We start from the raw sequence: 22,313 nt of genomic DNA, 5'->3' as shown, positions 1-22,313 counted from the left end.
TGCTGCGATGGCTCCGGTGAAGATCGCGGTGATGGGCGCGGGCTTGATCGGCAAGCGCCATGCCGCCCATGTCAGGGCCGAGCCCAGCGCCGTCCTGTCAGCGATCATCGATCCCGCGCCCGCCGGAAAGGCTTTCGCGGAGGAGATCGGCGTCGCGTGGTATCCGGGTTTTGACGCCCTCCCCGCCTCGGAGAAGCCGGATGGCGTCATCGTCGCGACGCCGAACCAGCTTCACGTCGCCAACGGGCTGGAGCTGGTCGCGGCCGGAATCCCGACGCTGGTCGAGAAGCCGCTGGCTGACAGCGTCGAGAGCGCTCGCAAGCTGGTTAATGCCGCCGAGGCCGCCAATGTGCCGCTGCTGGTCGGCCATCACCGCCGCCACAATCCGATGATCCGGAAGGCGCGCGAGGCGATCGATGCCGGGAGGCTCGGCCGCATTCTGACGCTCAACGGCCAGTTCTGGCTGGTGAAGCCCGATGAGTATTTCGACGTCGACTGGCGCCGGCAGGAGGGCGCCGGCCCGGTCCTGATCAACCTGATCCACGATATCGACCTGTTCCGCTATCTATGCGGCGAGATCGCCGGGGTTCAGGCGCTGAGCTCCAACGCTGTGCGCGGCCATCCGGCCGAGGAGACTGCGGTCGCCATCCTGCGCTTCGCCAATGGCGCGCTCGGCACGGTCAGTGCCTCCGATACGGTCGTCTCGCCCTGGAGCTGGGAGCTGACCACCGGCGAGAACCCCGCCTACCCACAGCAGGATCAGTCCTGCTACCAGATCGGCGGCACGCATGGATCGCTGACGATCCCGTCCGTTGAACTCTGGAGCCATGCCGACAAGCGCGGCTGGTGGGAGCCGCTACGGCGCGAGCGCATTCCCTTCGTCCCCGAGGACCCGTTGCAGGCGCAGGTCCGGCATTTCTGCGCGGTGATCCGTGGCGAGGAAGCGCCGCTCGTCTCCGGTCGCGAAGGCCTGGCGACGCTCGCCGTCATCGAGGCGGTGAAACGGGCGGCGCGCAGCGGCGCGCCGGTCGAGATCGCTCCTGAGCCTGCCTCCGCGAGGGCCGGCGGATGATCAAGGGCACGACGCGATTGATCGGCCATCTCGGTTACCCCACCGAGAGCTTCAAGGCGCCGATGATCTACAATCCCTATTTCCAGCGCGAAAGGATCGATGCCGTCGTCGTGCCGATGGGCTGCCGCAGCGAGGACTATCCCGATTTCCTGAAGCTGTTCTTCCGCCTGTCCAACGCCCACGGCGCGCTGGTGACGATGCCGCACAAGGTCGCCACGACCGGCCTCGTCGATGTGCTCTCGCCGACGGCCGCGATCGCCGGTGCGTGCAATGCCGTGCGCCTCGAAGCGGATGGCCGGCTCGCTGGCGACATGTTCGACGGCGAGGGTTTCGTGCGCGGCGTGCTGCGCAAGGGGCACAAGCTTGAAGGCGCCCGCGCGCTCGTTGTCGGTGCCGGTGGCGTCGGCTCGGCGATCGCCGCTTCGCTGGCCAAGGCCGGCGTGGCGGAGCTCGGCCTGTTCGACAGACAGGCATCCGCAGCCGAGGAACTCGGTCAGCGGCTCGTCGCGCACTACCCAGCCCTCCGCGTCGCAACCGGCTCGAACGACCCCAATGGTTTCGATCTCGTCGTCAACGCGACCCCGCTCGGCATGAAACCGGGCGACCCGCTGCCGGTCGACATCTCCCGCCTGCCTGCCTCCGCCTTCGTCGGCGAGGTCGTGATGGCGCAGGAGATCACGCCCTTCCTCGCCGCTGCCCGCGCACGCGGCTGCGCCGTGCAGGTCGGCACCGACATGCTGTTCGAGCAGATCCCCGCCTATCTGGAATTCTTCGGCCTGCCCACGACCACGGCCGAGGATCTGCGCGCCGTGGCGCAACTGGCTTGAGAGGAGGCACTCCCGTGATTCCATCGATCGCCACCGTATGCGTTTCCGGCACGCTTCAGGAAAAGCTCGAGGCCATAGCGGCGGCCGGCTTCAAGGCCGTCGAGATTTTCGAGAACGACCTGATCGCCTTCCCCGGCTCGCCCACGGAAGTCCGGCGCATCTGCGCCGATCTCGGCCTGACCATCGTGACCTGCCAGCCTTTCCGCGATTTCGAGGGGATGCCGGATGGCCGCCGCCAGCGCGTCTTCGACCGGGCCGAGCGCAAGTTCGATCTCCTGCAGGAACTCGGCACCGATCTGCTCTTCGTCTGCTCCAGCGTCTCGCCGGAAGCTCTCCCGGGCATCGACAGGCTCGCCGCCGATTTCGCCGAACTCGGCGAGCGGGCCGGACGGCGCGGCCTGCGCGTCGGCTACGAGGCGCTGGCCTGGGGACGGCATGTCTTCGACTATCGCGACGCCTGGGAGATCGTCCGCCGCGCCAATCGGCCAGAGGTCGGAATCATCCTCGATTCCTTTCATATCCTGGCGCGCGGGCTCGACCTTTCGGCTATCGGCACGATTCCGCGCGACAAGATCGAAATGGTGCAGATGGCCGACGCGCCGCTGCTGCAGATGGACCCGCTCTCCTGGAGCCGGCATTGGCGCTGCCTGCCGGGACAGGGCGATCTCAATCTCTCCGGCTTCATGCGCGCGCTGGCCGCGACCGGCTATGACGGCGTGCTCTCGCTGGAGATCTTCAACGACCGCTTCCGCGCCGGCTCGGCCCGCTCCGTCGCGCTCGACGGCCACCGCTCCCTGATCTGGCTGCTCGACGAGACCGCTCGGCAGGTCGGCAAGCCGGTGCCGGGCACGGTGCCGATGCCGCCACCGGCCCCGGTCGAGGCCGTCGAGTTCATCGAGTTCACGGTGTCGGAAGCTGAACGACCGGGTTTCGAGCGCCTGCTGCGGGCGCTCGGCTTCGCGCGTTCTGGCGCGCATCGCTCCAAGGATGTCGATCTCTGGCGGCAGGGCGATATCCGCATCGTCCTGAACAGCGAGGCCGACGGTTTCGCGCACAGCTATCAGATCACCCACGGCACCTCGGTCTGCGCGCTGGCCCTGCGCGTGCCGGACGCGCAGGCCGCGATCGCGCGTGCCAAGGCGCTGCTCGACGTGCCTCATGCCGGTGCGATCGGGCCGGACGAACTCGACATACCCGCCGTGCGCGGCCTCGGTGGCAGCCTGCTCTATTTCCTCGATCAGGCGTCCTCGCTCGGCCGCTGGGCGGAAGTCGATTTCGAGGCGACCGGCGAGGCCTCGGACAATGCCGGGCTCACCGGCGTCGACCATGTCTCGCAGAGCATGCAGTACGAGGAGATGCTGACCTGGCTTCTCTTCTATTCCTCGCTGTTCGAGACGCGGAAGACGCCGAGCCAGGCCGTGCTCGACCCCGGCGGCGTAGTCCAGAGCCAGGTCATCGAGAGCGGTCTCGACGGCCGCAACGGTCATGGCCTCCGGCTCATCCTCAACGGCTCGCAGAGCCACCGCACGCTTTCGGCACGCTTCATCACCGACTTCTTCGGCTCGGGCGTGCAGCATATCGCCTTCGCGACAGACGACATCGCCGCGACCGTCAAGCGGCTGGCTGCCAACGGCGTCGCCATGCTACCCATCCCCGAGAACTATTATGACGACCTCGAAGCCCGCTCCGACCTGACGGGCGAGGAGATCGATGCGATGAAGGCGCTGAACATCCTCCATGACAGCGATGCCGGCGGCTCCTTCCGCCAAGCTTATACCCAGACGCTGGATGGCGGGCTGTTCTTCGAGATCGTCCAGCGCGACGGCTATGCCGGCTATGGCGCGGCCAATGCCGGCATCCGCCTGACCGCGCAATCCAGGCTCGCACGCCCGATCAGCGTGCCCGCGCCGAGCCATGGTTGAGAGCCTCTAAGGAGAGATAAGCCGCATGAGCAGCCTGATCCTTCCCTATGCGGGGCTCGATGCCGGGCAGCCGGCCTCGCTTTCCCCGGATTACCGCTCGACCGTGGCGCGCAGCCCGCGCCTGGCTCCGATCGCGATCCCGCAGACCCTGACCGAGGTGACCGGGCCGACCGACTGGTCGCGCCTGATGGGGCTGGCGATGGCCGATCTCACCGCCCAGCACAAGGCCGAGCCGCAAGGCCAGCGCATCGTCGTCACCGGCCGCGTGCTCGACGAGGACGGGCGGCCCGTGCCCAATACCGTCGTCGAGATCTGGCAGGCCAATGCCGCCGGCCGCTATATCCACGCCAAGGACGACTGGCCGGCGCCACTCGATCCGAATTTCACCGGCGTCGGCCGCGTCGTCACCGACGATGAGGGCCGCTATCGCTATGTCACGATCCGGCCCGGTGCCTATCCCTGGGGCAACCACAAGAACGCCTGGCGCCCGGCCCATATCCATCTCTCGCTGCTCGGCCCGGCCTTCGCGACGCGTCTGGTCACGCAGATGTATTTCCCCGACGACCCGCTGATCGAGATCGACCCGATCGCGAATGCCGTGCCGATGCCCTATCGCCAGCGCATGGTCTCGCGCTTCGATATCGGCACCACCGTGCCGAACTGGGCGCTGGGCTATGTCTTCGACATCGTGCTCAAGGGCCGCGACCAGACGCCGTTCGAGGACGACCATGACGACGACCACTGACTCTTCGAGCGGAGACTTGGAAAGCCGCAACGCCGCGCCGCGGCAGGACAGCCAGGATCCGTCGATCTTCGGCCAGACGCCGTGGCAGACGGTCGGCCCCTATTTCCATTACGGCTTGCCCTGGAAGGGCGGCGCCGATCTCGTGGCCGTGTCCGAGATGGGCGCCCGCCCCGACCTGATGCCGCCCGAGCATTTCCTGCTCTCCGGCTCGAATGTCTCGGGTATGCCCGAAGGGGAGGTCATCGCGCTCGCCGGCTGCGTCTACGATGCCGACGGCAAGCCGATCGAGGACGCGATGATCGAGATCTGGCAGGCGAACGCGAACGGCCGCTATGCCAGCCCGGACGATGATCGCGCCGATGTGGCGCTCGACCGGCATTTCGTCGGGTTCGGCCGCGCCTCGACCGACAAGGCAGGCGTCTACCGCTTCCGCACCATCCGCCCCGGACGCGTGCCCGGCCCCGGCAACAGCCTGCAGGCGCCGCACATCGCGCTATCGGTCTTCGGCCGCGGCTTGCTGAAGCGCCTGCCGACCCGGCTCTATTTCGCCGACGGCGAGGGCAACGAGACCGACCCTATCCTTGCACTCGTGCCCGAGCCGCGCCGCCACACCCTTGTCGCCCAGCGCAAGCCGGATGGGGTATGGTGGCTCGACATCAATCTCGCCGGTGAGAACGAGACGGTCTTCTTCGATATGTAAGGTGAACGGCGGCCGTTCAGGCCGCCTTCTTCCGTTCCGCGATCCGCGCGAGATCGGTCAGCAGCCGGCGCGTCGCCTTCAGTCGCTGCTCGACATTGTCGAAATCGTCGATGAAGACGACGCGCATGTCCGGGCGCACCTTGGCCAGCGTGCCCTGCTTGGCGACGAAGCCGACCAACCCTTCCGGGTTGGCGAACTCGTTGTTGCGGAAGGCGACGATGATGCCCTTCGGCCCGGCCTCGACCTTCTCGACATTGGCGCGCTTGCAGAGCGCCTTGATCGCGACGATTTCCAGGAGCTGATTGACCTCCTCCGGCAGCGGGCCGAAGCGGTCGACCAGCTCGGCGCCGAAGGACTGCAATTCGGCATCGTCGTCCATGGTCGAGAGGCGCTTGTAGAGCGTCAGCCTCAGCGTCAGGTCGGCGACATAGTGCTCGGGGATCATGACCGGCGCGCCGACCTGGATCGCCGGCGACCATTGCGTCTCGGTCTCGAACTCGATGCCGGCCTTGAGCGCCGCGACAGCCTCCTCCAGCATCTGCTGGTAGAGTTCGTAGCCGACTTCCTTGATATGGCCGGACTGCTCGTCGCCGAGCAGGTTGCCCGCACCGCGGATGTCGAGATCGTGGCTGGCGAGCTGGAAGCCGGCGCCGAGCGTGTCGAGCGATTGCAGCACCTTGAGCCGCTTGTCGGCCTGCTCGGTCAGCTTGCGGTTGGCGGGCACGGTGAAGAGCGCATAGGCGCGCGTCTTCGAGCGGCCGACGCGGCCCCTGAGCTGATAGAGCTGGGCGAGGCCGAACATGTCGGCGCGATGGACGATCAGCGTGTTCGCGGTCGGGATGTCGAGGCCCGATTCCACGATCGTGGTCGAGAGCAGGATATCGTACTGGCCCTCGTAGAAGGCCGTCATCACGTCCTCCAGCGTGCCCGCCGCCATCTGGCCATGGGCGATGCCGACCTTGCATTCCGGCACCTGCTTGTCGAGGAAGTCCTTGACGTCGGCGATGTCCTCGATGCGCGGCACGACATAGAAGCTGCGCCCGCCGCGATAGCGCTCGCGCAGCAGCGCCTCGCGCACGATCAGCGGGTCGAACGGCGTGACGAAGGTGCGGACTGCCAGGCGGTCGACGGGCGGGGTCGCGATGATCGAGAGCTCGCGCACGCCGGTCATGGCGAGCTGGAGCGTGCGCGGGATCGGCGTCGCCGAGAGGGTGAGCATATGCACCTCGGCGCGCAGCTCCTTCAGCTTCTCCTTATGGGCGACGCCGAAATGCTGCTCCTCGTCGACGATGACGAGGCCGAGATCCTTGAAGTCTACGCCCTTGCCGAGCAGCGCATGGGTGCCGACGACGATGTCCATCGTGCCGTCGCGGGCGCCCTGCTTCACCGCCTTGAGATCGGCCGAACCGACGAAGCGCGAGGCCTGCCCGACATGGACCGGCAAGCCGGCAAAGCGATCGGCGAAGTTGCGGTAATGCTGGCGGGCGAGCAGAGTCGTCGGCACGACGACCGCGACCTGCTTGCCGTTGAGCGCGGCGGCAAAGGCGGCGCGCAGCGCGACCTCCGTCTTGCCGAAGCCGACATCGCCGCAGACGAGGCGATCCATCGGCCGACCGGCGGCGAGATCGTCCAGCACCGCGTCGATCGTGTTCTGCTGGTCCTCGGTCTCCTCATAGGGGAAACGGGCACAGAACTCGTCATAGACGCCAGCCGGCGGAATGAGGCGCGGTGCGTCCTTGAGCGCGCGGGCGGCCGCGATCTGGATGAGCTTGCCGGCCATCTCGCGGATGCGCTGCTTGAGCTTGGCCTTGCGCGCCTGCCAGCCGCCGCCACCGAGCCGGTCGAGCTGGACTTCCGTGTCCTCGGAGCCGTAGCGCGACAGAAGCTCGATATTCTCCACGGGGAGGAAGAGCTTGGAATCGCCGGCATAATGGATTTCGAGGCAGTCATGCGGCGCGCCGGCCGCCGTGATGGTCTGCAGGCCGATGAAGCGGCCGATGCCGTGGTCGACATGGACGACGAGATCGCCCGGCGCGAGCGAGGAGAGCTCGGCGATGAAGTCCTGCGGGCGCTTGGTCTTCCGGCGCGGGCGGACGAGGCGGTCGCCCAGAATGTCCTGCTCGCCGATGACCGCGAGGCGCCCGGCCTCGAAGCCGGTCTCGAAGCCCCAGACCGCGAGCGCGATCGTGCCGGGCTTGAGATCGAAGGCGGCCCGCAGCGAGCCCGTCAATTGCGTGCTCTTCAGGCCATGATCGGCTAGCACATGCGCCAGACGCTCGCGCGAACCCTCCGACCAGGCGGCGAGGATGACGCGCTTGCCGTCGGCTTCCAGTGTCTTCACATGCGCCACGGCGGCATCGAAGACGCCGCCGGCATCGGCTGTGCGCTCGGCCGCGAAGCTGCGGCCCTGCTTGCCGCCGAGATCGAGGATCAGCTTGCCCTCACTCTCGGGCAGTTGGAACGGCGTCAGGCTGGCGACACCGGAGATATCCATCACCCCGCGCCAATCGGCCGGCGAGAGATAGAGCGCATCCGGCGGCAGCGGCTTGTAGGGAATGCCGCCGCCCCCGCCCTGCTCCAGCGCGGCCTTGCGGGCGTCGTAATAATCCTTGATCAGGCTGATGCGTTCGCCGACCGCGTCTTCGGCCTGATGGTCGAGCACCAGCGGCACGTCGGGCAGATAGGTGAAGAGCGTGTCGAGCTTTTCCGCCAGCAGCGGAAGCCAGTGCTCCAGGCCGGCCGGGCGGCGGCCCTCGCTGACCGCTTCGTAGAGCGTGTCGTCGCGGCCGGGCGTGCCGAAGGTGGAGATATAGGACTGGCGGAAGCGGCGGATGCTTTCGCTCGTCATCTGCGCCTCGGACATTGGCACGAGATCGAGCCCGCGCAATTGCCCGGTGGTGCGCTGCGTCTCCGGATCGAAGGTGCGGATCGATTCCAGCGTGTCGCCGAAGAAATCGAGCCGGATCGGCGCCGGCATGCCCGGCGGGAACAGGTCGACGATGCCGCCACGCACGGCGAACTCGCCGGTCTCGCGCACGGTCGAGGTGCGCAGATAGCCGTTGATGTCGAGCCAGCGCGCCAGCTCTTCGGTATCCACCATGTTGCCGGGCGCGGCCGAGAAACTCTCCGTCGCGACCTTGCCGAAAGCCGGCACGCGCTGGAGCGCGGCATTGACGGTGGTGAGCAGCAGGCGCGGCCGGTCACCCGACTTGGTCTTGGCGAGGCGCGACAGCGTCGTCATCCGGTGCGCGACGATGGCCGGCGCCGGCGAGACGCGGTCATAAGGCTGGCAGTCCCAGGCCGGGAAGCTCATCACCTCGAGATCGGGCGCGACGAATTGCAGCGCGTTGTCAAGCACCTGCAGGCGCTGGCCATCACGCGCGATGAAGACGAGCAGTGCCGGCCCCTCGGCCTTCTTGGCGCGGGCGCGGGTCAGGTCGGCGAGAACCACGGCATCGAAGCCATCTGGCACGCCGGCCAGCGTCGGCTTGTCGCCACGGTTCAGTGCATCGAGCAGCCGGTCGAGCTGCGGTTTGGCGATCTGGCTGGGAGGAGGAATGCTCATCGGTACGCTTCAGTTCGAGCTATCGCTTGTCATTCCGGGGCGTGCCGCAGGCGCGAACCCGGAACCCACGACTGGGTGAGCCTGCGGTATTCGGTTGCAAGGGGATCGCCCGGTCGTGGGTTCCGGGTTCTTCGCTGCGCGAAGCCCCGGAATGACAACGGTGGGAGCCGGACAGGCCCTCACACATGAATCGGCTTGTCGTGGGTGTGAAAAGCCTTGAGCTTGCGGAACAGGTCCGTGTCGTAGTTTTCCGGCACGGGAGCCTCCCCGGTCACCCAGCTCAGCAGGTCCCGGTCCAGCACCTCGATCAGGCGCTCGAATTCGTCGAGTTCGGCGTCGCTGAATCCGGCGATGGCGTCATCTGCGAAGCGACCCATGATCAGGTCCATCTCGCGCATGCCACGATGCCAGGCGCGGAACAGGATCTTGCGGCGGCGCGGGTCGAGATCGGCGCTGGAGCGGGTCGAGCCGGACATGGGAACCTCGCAAGAAAACGTAAGGTCCGAAAACCTGGGGGATGGCGCAATGAGTGCGGGGCCGGCCCCGTCGCGGAGCCTGCCTGAGCAGGCTATATAGCGATGCAACCCGGCGAAGTCAGCGGCGAAGCGGCTGCGATCTTCGCGCTCCTGACAATTGCCGAGACGTCTTGCGCCCTTCGATCCTCGATCCGCTCTTCGCTCCCGTCACGACGCTCTCCGGCGTCGGGCCCAAGCTCGGCAAGGTGCTGGACAAGTTTCTCGGCGACGAGATGCGGCCGGCGCGCGTCATCGACCTGATGTTCCAGCTCCCGACGGGCGCCGTCGACCGCCGGCCGAGCCCCTCGATCGCGGATACGCCGATCGGCGATGTCGCGACCTTCACCGCCCGCGTCAGCGAGCATCGCCCGGCGCCGGCCGGCAAGAAGGCGCCCTATCGCATCATCGTCGAGGACGAGACCGGCGACGTCACGCTCGTCTTCTTCCATGCCGATTCCCGGCATCTCGCACAGACCCTGCCCATCGGCGCCTATCGCCTGATCTCGGGCAAGCTCGAGCTCTGGGAGGGCATGCGCCAGATTGTGCATCCCGAGCGCGTCCTCGATCCCAAGCTCGCAGCAACATTGCCGGCCTTCGAGCCGGTCTATCCGCTGACCGAGGGCATCGGCCAGCGCATGATGATGCGGACCGCGCAGGCCGCGGCAGAGCGCTGCCCGGAGATGCCGGAATGGCAAGACCCGGCCTTTCTCGCCAAGGGCGATTTCCCATCGTTCCATGCAGCGATCGAGGCCCTGCACCACCCGGTCGACCGCAAGGCGGCCGAAGGCGACACGGTCGCGCGCCGCCGCATCGGCTATGACGAGTTGCTGGCGAGCCAGATCGCGCTCGCGCTGGTGCGCCGCCAGCAGAAGAAGATCGCCGGCCGCGCCACCACCGGCGATGGCGGCATACGCTTCCGCATTCAATCCGCCCTGCCCTTCGAATTGACCGAGGGCCAGCGCAAGGCCATCGCCGATATCCATTCCGACATGGCCAAGCCGGAGAAGATGCTGCGCCTGCTCCAGGGCGATGTCGGCTCCGGCAAGACAGTGGTCGCGCTGATGTCCATGGCCGCCGCCGCCGAGGCCGGACGGCAATCGGTCCTGATGGCACCGACGGAAATCCTCGCGCGCCAGCACGCGGAGAGACTGGCGCCGTTGGCCGAGAAGGCCGGGCTGAAGCTCGCTTTGCTCACCGGGCGCGAAAAAGGCGCCGGGCGCAAGCAGGTACTCGCCGGGCTGGCCGACGGCTCGATCGACATCGCCGTCGGCACACACGCGCTGTTCCAGGATGGCGTCGCCTTCCATGATCTCGCGCTCGCCGTGGTCGACGAGCAGCATCGCTTCGGCGTCCACCAGCGCCTGCTGCTCGGCTCCAAGGGCGAAGCCGTCGACGTGCTGGTGATGACCGCGACGCCGATCCCGCGCACGCTCTCGCTGACGTGGTTCGGCGACATGGACATCTCGATCCTCTCCGAGAAACCGGCGGGCCGGAAGCCGATCGTCACCCGCGCGATCTCCTCCGAACGCTATGACGAGGTCGTCGGCGCCATAGGCCGGGCGATCGAGACCGGAGCGCAGGCCTACTGGGTCTGCCCGCTCGTGCAGGAATCCGACACGCTCGACGTCGCCGCCGCGCAGGAGCGTTATGACGCCCTGCGCGAAATCTTCGGCGACAAGGTCGGGCTGTTGCACGGCCAGATGCCCGGCCGCGACAAGGACGCCGCCATGGCGGCCTTCGTTGCCGGCGAGACGCGCATTCTCGTCTCGACCACCGTGATCGAGGTCGGCGTCGACGTGCCCAATGCCAGCGTCATGGTGATCGAGCATGCCGAGCGCTTCGGCCTCGCCCAGCTTCATCAATTGCGCGGGCGCATCGGGCGTGGGCAAGCCGCCTCGACCTGCCTGCTGCTCTACAAAGGGCCGCTCGGGCCGGTCGCCGAGGCGCGGCTGACCATCATGCGCGAGACCGAGGATGGCTTCCGCATCGCCGAGGAGGATCTGCGCCTGCGCGGCGAAGGCGAGGTGCTCGGCACCAAGCAATCGGGCTCGCCGGACTGGCGCATCGCCCGCCCCGAGATCGACGGCGACCTGGTGGCGGCGGCGCGCGACGATGCGCGGCTCCTGATCGAGCGCGACCCGGATCTGGAGACGCCGCGCGGCCAGGCGATCCGGGTGCTGCTCTACCTGTTCGAGCGCGACGTCGCGATCCGGCTGCTCAGGGCGGGATAGTCCGGTTCCTGTCACCGCTTCGCCGCCCGGCGCCGAGCAATGACGCCCTGACGCTGCCAGGAGCAATCCCGATCAAGCGAGCCCTCGCCTGCTCGTCCAATGTCGCGCCACTTCGTGGAGAGAACATGGACCCGGTCAAGGCAGCCATCTGGTGCATCGAGAGCCGCTTCACCGCCGAGCTGACGCTCGACGAGATCGCGGAGGTCAGCGGCGTCTCGCGTTTCCATCTCAGCCGCGCCTTCGGCGTGGCGACCGGCCGCTCGGTGATGCGCTATGTGCGCGAGCGCCGGCTGTCGGAGGCGGCGCGGCAGCTCGCGAACGGTGCGCCAGACATCCTCTCGGTCGCGCTCGACTGGGGCTATGGCTCCCACGAAGCCTTCACCCGCGCCTTTCGCGAGCAGTTCGGCATCACGCCGGAAGAGCTGCGCGCCCGGCGCGACCTCTCATCGCTCGCCCTCGTGGAGCCTCTCAACATGCATGACATCACCCCCGCCCCCATCGCCGAGCCCCGCATCGTCACCGGCAAGCCCAGCTGATCGCCGGGTTCAGCGGCCATTTCTCGATGGACAAGACGCAAGGCATCCCGCTGCTCTGGCAGAAGATCGTCCCGCATTTCGGGCATATCCCCGGCCAGCGCGGCTATGTCGCCTATGGCGCGAGCTATAATTGCTACGACACTGGCGCCTTCGACTATATCGCCGGGGCCGAGGTCTCCTCCTTCAGCGACCTCACCGACGAGTTCGCGCGACTGAGCGTGCCCGAGCAGCTCTATGCCGTATTCGAGCATACAGGCCACATCACCGGCATCGCCCAGACCTACAAGGCGATCTGGCAGGACTGGTTCCCGAAATCGGGGCGCGAGCCGGAGATGGGCGTCACGCTGGAGCGCATGGACGAGCGCTTCGACGGCGCGACCGGCAACGGCATCGTCGATATCTGGGTGCCGCTCAAGCGCTGACCGGGGACTTGCCGTCGAGCTTCGGCTTGCCGTTCTGTTCGCCGGGCTGGATCAGCCCGGCCGACATGATGAGCTTGGCGCCATCCTCGACCGAGATCGAGAGTTCGACGACCTCGCGCCGCGGCAGGTAGAAGAAGAAGCCTGTGGTCGGGTTCGGCGTGCAGGGCAGGAAGACGCCGATCTGCTCGTCACCCGGTTCCTGGCCGGCCGGCAGGCGCCCGGCGATCTCGGGCGCCGCCTCCTGCGCGATGAAGACGATCGACCACATGCCCGGCTGCGGGAACTGCACCATCCCGACCGTGCGGAACGAGGTGCCGGACTGCGAGAAGATCGTCTCGAAGACCTGCTTCACGCCCTTGTAGAGGCTGCGCACCACCGGCATGCGGTCGAGAATCGCCTCGCCCGCATTGAGGAGCGAGCGCCCGACGAGATTGGCGGTTAGGAAGCCGAGCAGCGTCAGCCCGACCAGCGCGATGACGAGGCCGAATCCCGGTATCGGATAAGGCAGATAGGAATCGGGCAGATAGGAATTCGGGATGAGCGGCTTCACCAGCCCGTCGATGAAATTGATGAACCACCAGGTCACCGAGGCCGTGATCGCGAGCGGCGCGGCGATGACCAATCCCGTCAGGAAATAGCGGCGCAGACGCGCACCCCAGGTCGGGCGCAGGATTTCCGTGGGCAGGATGAGCCGCGGATCGGGCGGGCCGGCTGTCATCGTTTCTCCCAAAACACCGGCGCGACGTCCCGCTTGCTTGCAGCAGCCGGCGCAGGCCGCGATATGACACGATAAGCGAGGCGGCGCCATCCGCCAGCCCCTATAGCGTCGGCCCGAAAAGTGGATTCCACTTTTCGGAACAATTCGATGCGATACCAATAGGATAGATCATCGCCGCCGCGTGCGTTAAGACGCAGAGACGATGATCCAGGGGCGGATGCAAGCAAGGATGAGGCCGTGACCGAGCCCGATCAGCCGCGACGCCGATGGTCGCGGCCGCTGCTCTTCGCTATGGGCTGGGTGTTCACGGCGCTCGGGGTCATCGGGCTGATCCTGCCCTTGATGCCCGGCACGATCTTCCTGATCGCCGCGGCCTGGAGCTTCTCGCAGTCCTCGCCGCGATTCGAGGCCTGGCTGATCGGCCATCCGCGGCTTGGGCCGCATGTCCTGCGCTGGCGGAAGACCGGCGCGATCGCCCGGCGCGCGAAAATTCTCGCCTGCGGTTCGATGGCGCTGAGCTTTGTCCTTCTGACACAAACGAGCGCGCCGCCGGTCGCTCTCGCGACGGCGGCGCTGTGTCTGGTCGGTGCAGCTCTTTACGTCTCGACCCGGCCCGAGGCCTGAGCCGCCCTCACTCCACCGTGACGGATTTTGCCAAATTGCGCGGCTGGTCGACGTCCTTGCCCATGAAAACCGCCGTCTGATAGGCGATCATCTGGATCGGCAGGGCATAGACGATCGGCGCGAAGGTCGGGTCCATGTCGGGCATGATGATCGTCGCCTCCGGCTCGATGCCGCATTCGGCGGCGCCCTTCGCATCGGTGACGAGGATGATCCGGCCGCCACGCGCCGCGACCTCCTGCATGTTGGAGGCGGTCTTCTCGAACAGTGCGTCATAAGGCGCGACCACGATGACCGGCATATCCTCGTCGATCAGCGCGATCGGCCCGTGCTTCAATTCGCCAGCCGGATAACCTTCGGCATGGATGTAGCTGATTTCCTTGAGCTTCAGCGCGCCTTCGAGCGCGAGCGGGAAGCTCGTTCCACGGCCGAGATAGAGCACGTCCTTGGCGCGCGAGAGCTTGTGCGAGAGCTGCTCGATCTGCGGTTCGAGCTGCAGCGCGCGGGCCATCAGCCCCGGCAGCGAGATCAGATGCTGCACATGGTTGGCCTCGTCCTGCGCCGAGAGCGTGCCGCGGGCGCGAGCCGCGGCGAGTGCGAGCGAGGCGAAGACCGCGAGCTGGCAGACGAAGGCCTTGGTCGAGGCGACGCCGATCTCGGGGCCGGCGAGCGTCTGCGCGACGGCATCGCTCTCCCGGGCGATCGTCGAGGTCGGCACGTTGACGACCGAGAGGATGACCTGCCCGTTCTGGCGGGCATAGCGCAACCCGGCCAGCGTGTCGGCGGTTTCGCCGGACTGCGAGACGAAGAGCGCCAGGCCCTGGTCCGGCAGCGGCGCCTCGCGATAGCGGAACTCGGAGGCGACATCGATCTCGACCGGCAGGCGCGCCAGCTTCTCGAACCAGTATTTCGCGATGAGGCCGGCATAATAGGAGGTGCCGCAGGCGCTGATTGTCAGACGCGACAGGCCCTTCCAATCGATCTGTTCACCGAAGGGCAGGCGCACCTTGCCATTGGCCATGTCGAGATACTGCGTCAGCGTGTGGCCGACGACCTCGGGCTGCTCGTAGATCTCCTTGGCCATGAAGTGGCGGTGATTGCCCTTCTCGACCAGGAAGGCGCCGGCGGCGACGCGCTGGGCGCGGCGTTCCACCTGCTTGTTGGTCTTGTCGTAGAAGGTCGCGCCACGGCGGTGGAGCACGACCCAGTCGCCCTCCTCCAGATAGGCGATGAGATTGGTGAAGGGCGCGAGCGCCAGCGCGTCCGAGCCGAGATACATCTCGCCCTCGCCGACGCCGACTGCCAGGGGCGAGCCCTTGCGGGCGCCGATCAGCAGGTCTTCCTCGCCCTGAAACAGGAAAGCGAGCGCGAAAGCGCCGTGCAGGCGCGGCAGGCTGGCGGCGACCGCATCCGTCGGGGACTTGCCGCGGTCGAGCTCGCGGGTGACGAGATGGGCGACGATCTCGGTATCAGTCTCCGTCTCGAAGACGTAACCGTCGGCCTGAAGCTCGGCGCGCAGGTCGCGGAAATTCTCGATGATGCCGTTATGCACGACCGCGAGCTTCGGCGTCGCGTGCGGATGGGCATTGGTCTCGTTGGGCTTGCCGTGGGTTGCCCAGCGGGTGTGGCCGATGCCGACCAGGCCTTCGAGCGGCTCGTTCGACAGGCGGATCTCGAGATTCTTGAGCTTGCCCTCGGCGCGGCGTCGAGTGAGCTTTCCGGCTTCCAGGGTCGCGACGCCGGCGGAATCGTATCCGCGATATTCAAGCCGCCGCAGCGCCTCGACGACTTGCGTCGCGACTGCTTCCTTGCCCAGAATCCCGACGATGCCGCACATGGGCATACCCCTCAAGCCGTTGCTGTCGGCAAAGCGCATAGCCGCGATCGGCGTGCGTGCCCAATCAATCTACATGACGAACTGTGAACGACGGATTGCCCGATCCGCCGCGATTCCCGGCTATTCGGCCGCCTTCTTGGCGGCTTTCTTGGCCGCGGCGACGGCGCGGAAGGTCGGCGCCCAGCCTTCCTTCTCGACCTGCCGGCCGCGGCCGATGGCGAGCGCGTCCGGCGCGACATCGCTGGTGATGACCGAGCCGGAGCCGACATAGGCGCCCTCGCCGATCGTCACCGGCGCAACCAGCGACGAGTTCGATCCGACGAAGGCATGGGCGCCGATCGTCGTCTTCGCCTTGTTGAAGCCGTCATAGTTGCAGGTGACCGTGCCGGCGCCGATATTCGCGGCCGCGCCGACCGAGGCATCGCCGATATAGGTCAGGTGGTTGATCTTGGCGCCGGGGCCGATATCGGCCGCCTTCACCTCGACGAAATTGCCGACCTTCGCCTTCTCGGCGAGCTTCGCGCCGGGGCGCAGGCGGCCAAAGGGGCCGACGCTGGCGTCAGCGCCGACGGTCGCGCCTTCGAGGTGCGAGAAGGCGTGGATCACCGCTCCGTCATCGACGCGCACGCCGGGCCCGAAGACCACGTTCGGCTCGATCACGACATCGCAGCCGATCTGCGTGTCATAGCTGAAGAAGACCGTATCGGGCGCGACCAGCGTCGCGCCGCCGAGCATGACGGCCAGCCGCTTGCGCCGCTGGAAATCCGCTTCCACGGCGGCGAGCTGGGTGCGGTCGTTGACGCCCTGGACCTCGCTCTCCGGCGCCCGCAGCGCGATGGCGTCGAGCCCGCGCTTGCGCGCCACCTCGACCGCGTCGGTGAGATAGAATTCGCCCTGGGCGTTGTTGCTGCCGATCGCCTCCAGGATCGAGAGCGCATGCTCGCCGGAGAGCGCCATCAGCCCGGCATTGCAGAGCGTGATCGCGCGCTGCTCCGGGGTGGCATCCTTGTGCTCGACGATCGCCTCGAGACGGCCGTCCCTTTCGACGAAGCGTCCGTAGCCAGTCGGGTCCTTGGCCTCGAAGCCGAGCGCGACGACGGCAGCGCCCTCGCTCAAGCCGCGGCGAAGGGCGGCGAAGGTCTCCGGACGCACGAGCGGCGTGTCGCCGAAGGCGATGATGACGTCGTCATGGCCGGCCGCGATGGCGGCTGTCGCTGCGAGCGCCGCATGGGCAGTGCCCCGGCGCTCGTGCTGAATCGCGATCTCAGCATGCGGAAGCTGCTTGCGCGCGGCGTCACCGACCTCCGGACGCTCCGAGGAAATCACGACGGCGACCGCATCCGCACCGGCCTCCGAGACCGCCGCGAGCGCATGCCCGAGCAGCGACCGGCCGGCCACGGCGTGGAGCACTTTCGGTCCCCGCGATTTCATGCGGGTGCCCTCTCCGGCGGCCAGGACGATCGCGAGGCAGGATCGGGCCGGCTGCATTTCGGTCATGTTTCTCGTTTCCCTTGCAGGCATGGTTGAACCACCGCCCACGCATCAGAGTCGACTTCACGCATGCTGGCGTTGCTGGCGCCGTGGATAGCCGATCCGCTCGCCTTTTGCCAAAGTTCAATCGCAGCGAAAGGTGCCTTCCGATGACCGCCATCGTGCCCGGCTCGCCATGGCCCGGTTTCTAAGAAGCCTGACATCCGAAAGGCGTGCATCTTCCCGATCGGAAAGGCTTTTCAGGCGAACTGGAAATGCTCTAGAAGCGCGAGGGGCGAGGGCGTCGCCCGCGTAGTTTGGATCCCATGTCGAAACCCTTGAATCGTAGGCAGTTTCTGGAAGGCGCCGCTGGCGGCGCAGCGCTGCTCTCGCTGGCCGGCCCGGCCGCGGCGCAGGCCCCGACGGGTGCGGCTTCCTTCAATATCCCCTCCCTCGTCGACGGGCAGCGCTTCGACCCGGGTTTGGTGGTCGATGCGGCAAGGGCCCTGGCTCAGCGCCCGCTGATTCCGCTGGCTGCCAACGACCTGCCAGAGGGCTACACCACCCTGCCCGCGGACCAGTATGCGGGCATCCGCATGCAGCAGGGCGGCACGGTCTGGGCCGGCGAGAATCGCGGCTTCACGGTCGAACCGCTTCATCGCGGCTATGTCTTCTCGAATCCGGTGAGCCTGTTCACGATCGAAGAGGGCACGATCCGTCGCATCGGCTTCGACCGCAGCAAGTTCGATTATGGCCGCGTCGCGCCGCCGCCGGCCAATGCCGATCTGCAGTTCTCCGGCATGCGGATCGCGGCCGGGCTGGAGCGCCCCTTCGAGGTCGCGGTCTTCCAGGGCGGCACCTTCTTCCGCGCCCTGGCGCGGGGCCAGAATTTCGGGGCGATGGCGCGTGCGCTGATCCTGCGTCCGGGCGAGACACGCGGCGAGGAACTGCCGTTCTTCCGGGCGTTCTGGATCGAGCGGCCGAGCCCGGCCGTGGGCTCGCTGGTGATTCACGGCTTGCTCGATTCGGAAAGCGTCGCGGGTGCCGTACGGATGACGCTGCGCCCGGGCGACGTCACCTTCGTCGATGTCGAGATGACGCTGTTCGCGCGCCAGGCGCTGGACCATGTCGGCTTCGGCTGCACGAGCGCGACCTTCCTCTCCGGCCCGCAGAGCCGGCGCGTCTTCGACGACATCCGCCCCTCGATCGGCGAGGTCTCGGGCGTCCAGATGCAGTCGGGCGGTGGCGAGTGGATCTACCGGCCTGTCAACAACCCGGCGACCCTGCAGGTCTCGTCCTTCGTCGACGAGAATCCGAAGGGCTTCGGTCTGGTCCAGCGTGAGCGAGACCCCGCCGCCTTCCAGGACGACGACCAGCGCTTCGAACTTAGGCCAAGCGTCTGGATGGAGCCGCTCGGCGATTGGGGGGGCGGCTCGGTCCAGCTCATCGAGATCCCCAACGATCACGAGCCGAACAAGAACATCATCATGTACTGGCGGCCGAAGCAGCCGCTCGCGGCCGGCAGCGAGCTATCGCTGAGCTACCGCCAGGCCTGGTGCTGGCAGCCGCCTGAGCGTCCGCCCCTGGCGCTCGCCACCCGCTCGCGCCAGGGCAAGGGCTCGCAGGGGCGCCGGCGGCGTTTCATCGTCGAGTTCACCGGCGACAGGCTCGCCGATGCGGCGCTGATCGCCTCGACGCGGGCGACGATCACGGCCCAGCCCGGCGCTGTGCAAAATGTCCGCCTGTGGCCCTACCCGGAGCGCAAGCTGATGCGCGTCGGCTTCGAGGTCGACCCCGGCAACGACAATCTGTCAGAGCTCCGGCTCGTCCTGCAATCGGGCGGTCAGCCCGTCTCTGAGACCTGGTTGAATCGATGGACCTGGTAACGGCAGCCCGCCGCGACGCCCTGGAAGCGGAACAGCGCGGCTACAGCGCGGCCCGCGAGCCTGCGACGCCGCCCGAAGAGCCGCTCGTCATGCCGGTGCAGTCGTTCCGGAGCTGGAAGGCGTCGGATCGCCGCGCGCCGGCCGCTCCAGCGAACTGGACCACGCCCTGGCTGAAGCGCCTTTTCGTCTTCGGCGGCGGGCTTGCGCTCACCGCCTTCGGCGCCTGGGAAATGTACAATGTCGTGTCGGTCAGCCGCACGACCTCGCTGCAGTACGCCTTGCTGGTGCTGTTCACGATCAACTTCTCGTGGATCGCGCTCGCCTTCACCAGCGCGCTGCTCGGCTTCTTCGGCGTGCTGTTCGGCGCCGGCCGCGCGGACCGGGCGGAGAGCCTGAAGCACCGCACCGTCGTGGTGATGCCGATCTACAACGAGTCCTCGGCGCGCATCTTCGCGGCGGTGGCGGCGATCCGTGAATCGGTCGAGGCGACGGGGCTCGGCGACCATTTCGACTATTTCATCGTCTCCGACACCACCAACCCGGATGTCTGGGTGGCGGAGGAGCGCGCCTTCCTGGCGCTGCGCGAGCGGCTCGGGCCGAACAGCCGCGTCTATTACCGGCACCGGCCGAAGAACCATCATCGCAAGGCCGGCAATATCGCCGATTTCGTCACGCGCTGGGGCGGGCTCTACGAGCACATGGTGGTGCTCGACGCCGACAGCCTGATGACCGGCACCTGCATCGTGCGCCTCGCCGCCGCGATGGAGAACGATCCCGATGCCGGCATCATCCAGTCGCTGCCGCTGATCATCAACCGCAACACCTTCTTCGCGCGGCTCCAGCAATTCGCAGCGCGAGTCTATGGGCCGGTCATCGCCACCGGGCTGGCCATGTGGTCCGGCCGCGACGGCAATTACTGGGGCCATAACGCGATCATCCGCACCAAGGCCTTCGCCGACCATTGCGGCCTGCCGGACCTGAAGGGCAAGCCGCCTTTCGGCGGCCATGTGCTGAGCCACGATTTCGTAGAGGCCGCGCTGATCCGCCGCGCCGGCTGGTCGGTCTACATGCTGCCGGACCTGACGGGCTCCTATGAGGAAAGCCCGCCCTCACTGATCGACATCTCCGTGCGCGACCGGCGCTGGTGCCAGGGCAATCTCCAGCATTCGCGGATCATGGGCGGCAAGGGCTTCGTCATGCCGACGCGCCAGCATTTCGCCACCGGTATCATGGGCTATCTCGCCTCGCCGCTCTGGCTGATGCAGCTCGTGGTCGGCATCCTGATCGTGCTGCAGGTCAACTACGCGCGGCCCGAATATTTCACGCAGGAGTTCACGCTCTTCCCGGTCTGGCCGCGCTTCGACCCCGAGCGTGCCTTGCGCCTGTTCGCGATCACCATGGGAATCCTCCTGGCGCCGAAGCTGTTCGGCCTGCTGCTGACCCTGTTCAACAGCAGGCTTCGGCAGGCCGGCGGCGGAGCGATCCGCCTCATCGTCTCCGCCCTGATCGAGGTGCTGTTCTCGGCCTTCTTCGCGCCGATCATGATGCTGATCCAGTCCGGCTCGGTCTTCCAGATCCTGCTCGGCCGCGACACCGGCTGGAACCCGCAGCGGCGCGACGACGGCTCGATCCCGTTCAAGGACATCGTGCGCCGGCACCGCACCCATACCGTGCTCGGCGTCGTGACCGGCCTCTCGGCCTTCATGATCGCGACCTCGCTCTTCGCCTGGATGTCGCCGACGATCGTCGGCCTCGTGCTGGCGATCCCGCTGTCATGGGCTTCGGGCCAGCTCGCGATCGGCCTTTGGCTCAAGCGCCACAAGCTCCTGCTGACGCCGGAGGAAGGCGCCCCGCCCGCGATCGCGACCCGCGCCAACGAATTGCAGGCCGAGTTCGAAAAGGCCGGATACGACGATGCCGATGGCATCAAGGCGCTGCATGGCGACGCGGAACTCCGCCACGCCCACGAATTGATGCTGCCCTATGGCCAATCGCGCCGGCGCGGCGAGATCGAACCCGACCGCGCCGTGGCGCAGGCCAAGCTCGTCGATGCCGAGACGGTCGACGACGCCGCGATCTGGCTCAAGCCGAAGGAGCGCATGGTCGTGCTGCACGACCGGGCCTTGATCGGGCTGCTCGCCTCGCTGCCGCCGGTCGAGGCGAAGGGCTGAGGCCGGTCGGTTAGGCCCGGCACAACCGTTGTCATTCCGGGGCTTCGCAAAGCGAAGAACCCCGAACCGACGACCGGATGAGCCGCTCGCAACCGAAGACCTGATGTCTTAGCCGGTCGTGGGTTCCGGGTTCGCGCCTGCGGCGCGCCCCGGAATGACATAGGCGATGCTACTTCACCCCCGCTCGAACGCGACCATGCAGCCGAAGGCCTCCTCGGCCGGCACGAAGAGCCGCTCTTCGCCGCGCTGGAACGACACTTCGTTCTCGGTCAGGCGCTCGGCCACCGCTTCGAGATCGGGCACCGACACGCAGAAGCCGAGGAAGCGGGCCGGCGTCGTATCCGGCTCGACGAGATAGGCGCCCTGCGCGGCCTCGGGATCGAGCACGTCGATGCGCCCTCGCGGCAGGGCGAGCACATAGTCCTCGTTGCCCTCGAGCACCTCGGCGCCGCCGCTGAAAGCCGAGAGGAAGGCGCGGTGGAAAGCAGGCTCCTCAGCCAGCATCACGACCGCCGAGAGCGCGGTGGCCCCGTTCGGATGATGCTGGAACTCCGGGTTCCAGAAATTCTGCGGCTCGAACTGCTGGCAGACGAAGAAACCGCATTCCGGCGCGCGTGGATCGGCGGCGAAGGCGAGTTCGAAGGCGACGCGGACGTCGCTGCCATCCGGGCGTCGGGCACGGCGCTCGAAGAAGAACGGCTCGAAATCGCCGATGCCCTGCTCCTTGAACGCGGCGGCGTCGGCCTTGGCGTCGGTGCTCTCCAGCACCAGCATGGAGAGCCCCTCACCCTGCTCCGCCAGCGCCTCGCGCACGAAGGCGCCGAAGGAGAAGCTGCGCGCGCCATGGGGCGTGATGGCGGCATCGTCGGCGATCGTCACCAGCTCGAGGAAGGAGCCCGGGAACTGCACGATCCGGTTCTCGGTGCCCCAGGGATGGCGGTTGCGGGCGCCGACGCGGAAGCCGAGCTTCTCGTAGAAATGCCAGGCGGCATCGAGATCGCGGACACCGATGACGAGATGGTCGAGACCGCGGGGCGTTGAGGCTGTTGCAGGCATGGCAGGCTCCGTCGACAGG

Annotated in this window: 17 protein-coding genes; 11 read left to right on the top strand and 6 right to left on the bottom strand. The window is 67.4% G+C overall.

The window, feature by feature from the left end; translation table 11 throughout:
* Window positions 1-7 precede the first annotated feature (7 nt).
* Genes Q9235_RS08485 through pcaG form a run of 5 tightly spaced genes read left to right on the top strand, consistent with a single transcriptional unit; the run spans window position 8 to window position 5,266 of the window.
* Window positions 8-1,072, top strand: a complete 1,065-nt coding sequence (locus Q9235_RS08485; protein ID WP_306226370.1) for a Gfo/Idh/MocA family protein — start codon at window positions 8-10, stop codon at window positions 1,070-1,072.
* The gene (locus Q9235_RS08480) at window positions 1,069-1,899 is read left to right on the top strand and encodes a shikimate dehydrogenase family protein (RefSeq protein ID WP_306226369.1); all 831 of its coding nucleotides are present in this window, start codon (window positions 1,069-1,071) and stop codon (window positions 1,897-1,899) included. The genes Q9235_RS08485 and Q9235_RS08480 overlap by 4 nt, the downstream gene beginning before the upstream one ends.
* Before the next feature lie 14 nt (window positions 1,900-1,913).
* Complete coding sequence (locus tag Q9235_RS08475; RefSeq protein ID WP_306226368.1) at window positions 1,914-3,821, top strand: bifunctional sugar phosphate isomerase/epimerase/4-hydroxyphenylpyruvate dioxygenase family protein; 1,908 nt, start codon at window positions 1,914-1,916, stop codon at window positions 3,819-3,821.
* 25 nt (window positions 3,822-3,846) lie between these two features.
* A complete protein-coding gene (gene pcaH / locus Q9235_RS08470; RefSeq protein WP_306226366.1) occupies window positions 3,847-4,566 on the top strand; it encodes a protocatechuate 3,4-dioxygenase subunit beta in 720 nt (239 codons plus the stop codon).
* A complete protein-coding gene (gene pcaG, locus Q9235_RS08465) occupies window positions 4,550-5,266 on the top strand; it encodes a protocatechuate 3,4-dioxygenase subunit alpha (protein WP_306226365.1) in 717 nt (238 codons plus the stop codon). The genes pcaH and pcaG overlap by 17 nt, the downstream gene beginning before the upstream one ends.
* Before the next feature lie 16 nt (window positions 5,267-5,282).
* On the opposite strand, the gene mfd is transcribed toward pcaG, so the two are convergent.
* Complete coding sequence (mfd, locus tag Q9235_RS08460; protein WP_306226364.1) at window positions 5,283-8,831, bottom strand: transcription-repair coupling factor; 3,549 nt, start codon at window positions 8,829-8,831, stop codon at window positions 5,283-5,285.
* 179 nt (window positions 8,832-9,010) lie between these two features.
* Window positions 9,011-9,307: an FAD assembly factor SdhE gene (locus tag Q9235_RS08455; RefSeq protein ID WP_306226363.1), complete on the bottom strand. Its 297-nt coding sequence runs from the start codon at window positions 9,305-9,307 to the stop codon at window positions 9,011-9,013.
* Between the two features lie 170 nt (window positions 9,308-9,477).
* Between Q9235_RS08455 and recG the strand changes: the two genes are divergently transcribed.
* The 3 genes from recG (at window position 9,478) to Q9235_RS08440 (ending at window position 12,535) form a co-directional block, all read left to right on the top strand.
* Complete coding sequence (recG, locus tag Q9235_RS08450) at window positions 9,478-11,577, top strand: ATP-dependent DNA helicase RecG (RefSeq protein WP_306226362.1); 2,100 nt, start codon at window positions 9,478-9,480, stop codon at window positions 11,575-11,577.
* 125 nt (window positions 11,578-11,702) lie between these two features.
* Window positions 11,703-12,113: a helix-turn-helix transcriptional regulator gene (locus Q9235_RS08445; protein WP_306226359.1), complete on the top strand. Its 411-nt coding sequence runs from the start codon at window positions 11,703-11,705 to the stop codon at window positions 12,111-12,113.
* A gap of 26 nt (window positions 12,114-12,139) precedes the next feature.
* Complete coding sequence (locus Q9235_RS08440; RefSeq protein WP_306226358.1) at window positions 12,140-12,535, top strand: GyrI-like domain-containing protein; 396 nt, start codon at window positions 12,140-12,142, stop codon at window positions 12,533-12,535.
* Here the strand turns inward: Q9235_RS08440 and Q9235_RS08435 are convergent.
* A complete protein-coding gene (locus Q9235_RS08435) occupies window positions 12,525-13,253 on the bottom strand; it encodes a DUF502 domain-containing protein (RefSeq protein ID WP_306226357.1) in 729 nt (242 codons plus the stop codon). The genes Q9235_RS08440 and Q9235_RS08435 overlap by 11 nt on opposite strands.
* 237 nt (window positions 13,254-13,490) lie before the next feature.
* Here Q9235_RS08435 and Q9235_RS08430 point away from each other — a divergent pair, with 237 nt between their 5' ends.
* Window positions 13,491-13,877 carry a YbaN family protein gene (locus Q9235_RS08430; RefSeq protein WP_306226356.1) on the top strand — a complete coding sequence of 129 codons (387 nt, stop codon included), beginning with the start codon at window positions 13,491-13,493 and terminating at the stop codon, window positions 13,875-13,877.
* A gap of 7 nt (window positions 13,878-13,884) precedes the next feature.
* Here the strand turns inward: Q9235_RS08430 and glmS are convergent, their stop codons facing one another.
* Window positions 13,885-15,711, bottom strand: coding sequence for a glutamine--fructose-6-phosphate transaminase (isomerizing) (gene glmS, locus Q9235_RS08425; protein ID WP_306226355.1), 1,827 nt, complete (start codon window positions 15,709-15,711; stop codon window positions 13,885-13,887).
* A gap of 120 nt (window positions 15,712-15,831) precedes the next feature.
* A complete protein-coding gene (gene glmU, locus Q9235_RS08420; RefSeq protein ID WP_306228161.1) occupies window positions 15,832-17,199 on the bottom strand; it encodes a bifunctional UDP-N-acetylglucosamine diphosphorylase/glucosamine-1-phosphate N-acetyltransferase GlmU in 1,368 nt (455 codons plus the stop codon).
* A 308-nt stretch (window positions 17,200-17,507) separates the two neighbouring features.
* On the opposite strand from glmU, the gene Q9235_RS08415 reads away from it, so the two are divergent.
* Window positions 17,508-19,067, top strand: coding sequence for an OpgD/OpgG family glucan biosynthesis protein (locus Q9235_RS08415; protein ID WP_306226354.1), 1,560 nt, complete (start codon window positions 17,508-17,510; stop codon window positions 19,065-19,067).
* A complete protein-coding gene (mdoH, locus tag Q9235_RS08410; RefSeq protein WP_306226353.1) occupies window positions 19,055-21,238 on the top strand; it encodes a glucans biosynthesis glucosyltransferase MdoH in 2,184 nt (727 codons plus the stop codon). The genes Q9235_RS08415 and mdoH overlap by 13 nt, the downstream gene beginning before the upstream one ends.
* 174 nt (window positions 21,239-21,412) lie before the next feature.
* Here mdoH and Q9235_RS08405 read toward each other — a convergent pair whose 3' ends face one another.
* Window positions 21,413-22,294 (bottom strand): VOC family protein, encoded by an 882-nt coding sequence (locus tag Q9235_RS08405; protein WP_306226352.1) that lies wholly within the window; start codon window positions 22,292-22,294, stop codon window positions 21,413-21,415.
* Between the last annotated feature and the right edge of the window lie 19 nt (window positions 22,295-22,313).

This window comes from Bosea beijingensis, from assembly GCF_030758975.1.
GTDB classification, from domain to species: Bacteria; Pseudomonadota; Alphaproteobacteria; order Rhizobiales; family Beijerinckiaceae; genus Allobosea; species Allobosea beijingensis.
The sequence above is the reverse complement of the archived record's forward strand: the minus strand, read 5'-3'. Positions and strand labels throughout refer to the sequence as shown.

Bases quoted from the DNA above. Each gene is read 5' to 3' on its own strand.
- Q9235_RS08485 (WP_306226370.1), top strand. From the start codon at position 8: ATGGCTCCGGTGAAGATCGCGGTGATGGGCGCGGGCTTGATCGGCAAG.
- Q9235_RS08480 (WP_306226369.1), top strand. From the start codon at position 1,069: ATGATCAAGGGCACGACGCGATTGATCGGCCATCTCGGTTACCCCACC.
- pcaH (WP_306226366.1), top strand. From the start codon at position 3,847: ATGAGCAGCCTGATCCTTCCCTATGCGGGGCTCGATGCCGGGCAGCCG.
- pcaG (WP_306226365.1), top strand. From the start codon at position 4,550: ATGACGACGACCACTGACTCTTCGAGCGGAGACTTGGAAAGCCGCAAC.
- mfd (WP_306226364.1), bottom strand. From the start codon at position 8,831: ATGAGCATTCCTCCTCCCAGCCAGATCGCCAAACCGCAGCTCGACCGG.
- Q9235_RS08455 (WP_306226363.1), bottom strand. From the start codon at position 9,307: ATGTCCGGCTCGACCCGCTCCAGCGCCGATCTCGACCCGCGCCGCCGC.
- Q9235_RS08445 (WP_306226359.1), top strand. From the start codon at position 11,703: ATGGACCCGGTCAAGGCAGCCATCTGGTGCATCGAGAGCCGCTTCACC.
- Q9235_RS08440 (WP_306226358.1), top strand. From the start codon at position 12,140: ATGGACAAGACGCAAGGCATCCCGCTGCTCTGGCAGAAGATCGTCCCG.
- Q9235_RS08435 (WP_306226357.1), bottom strand. From the start codon at position 13,253: ATGACAGCCGGCCCGCCCGATCCGCGGCTCATCCTGCCCACGGAAATC.
- glmS (WP_306226355.1), bottom strand. From the start codon at position 15,711: ATGTGCGGCATCGTCGGGATTCTGGGCAAGGAAGCAGTCGCGACGCAA.
- glmU (WP_306228161.1), bottom strand. From the start codon at position 17,199: ATGCAGCCGGCCCGATCCTGCCTCGCGATCGTCCTGGCCGCCGGAGAG.
- Q9235_RS08415 (WP_306226354.1), top strand. From the start codon at position 17,508: ATGTCGAAACCCTTGAATCGTAGGCAGTTTCTGGAAGGCGCCGCTGGC.
- mdoH (WP_306226353.1), top strand. From the start codon at position 19,055: ATGGACCTGGTAACGGCAGCCCGCCGCGACGCCCTGGAAGCGGAACAG.
- Q9235_RS08405 (WP_306226352.1), bottom strand. From the start codon at position 22,294: ATGCCTGCAACAGCCTCAACGCCCCGCGGTCTCGACCATCTCGTCATC.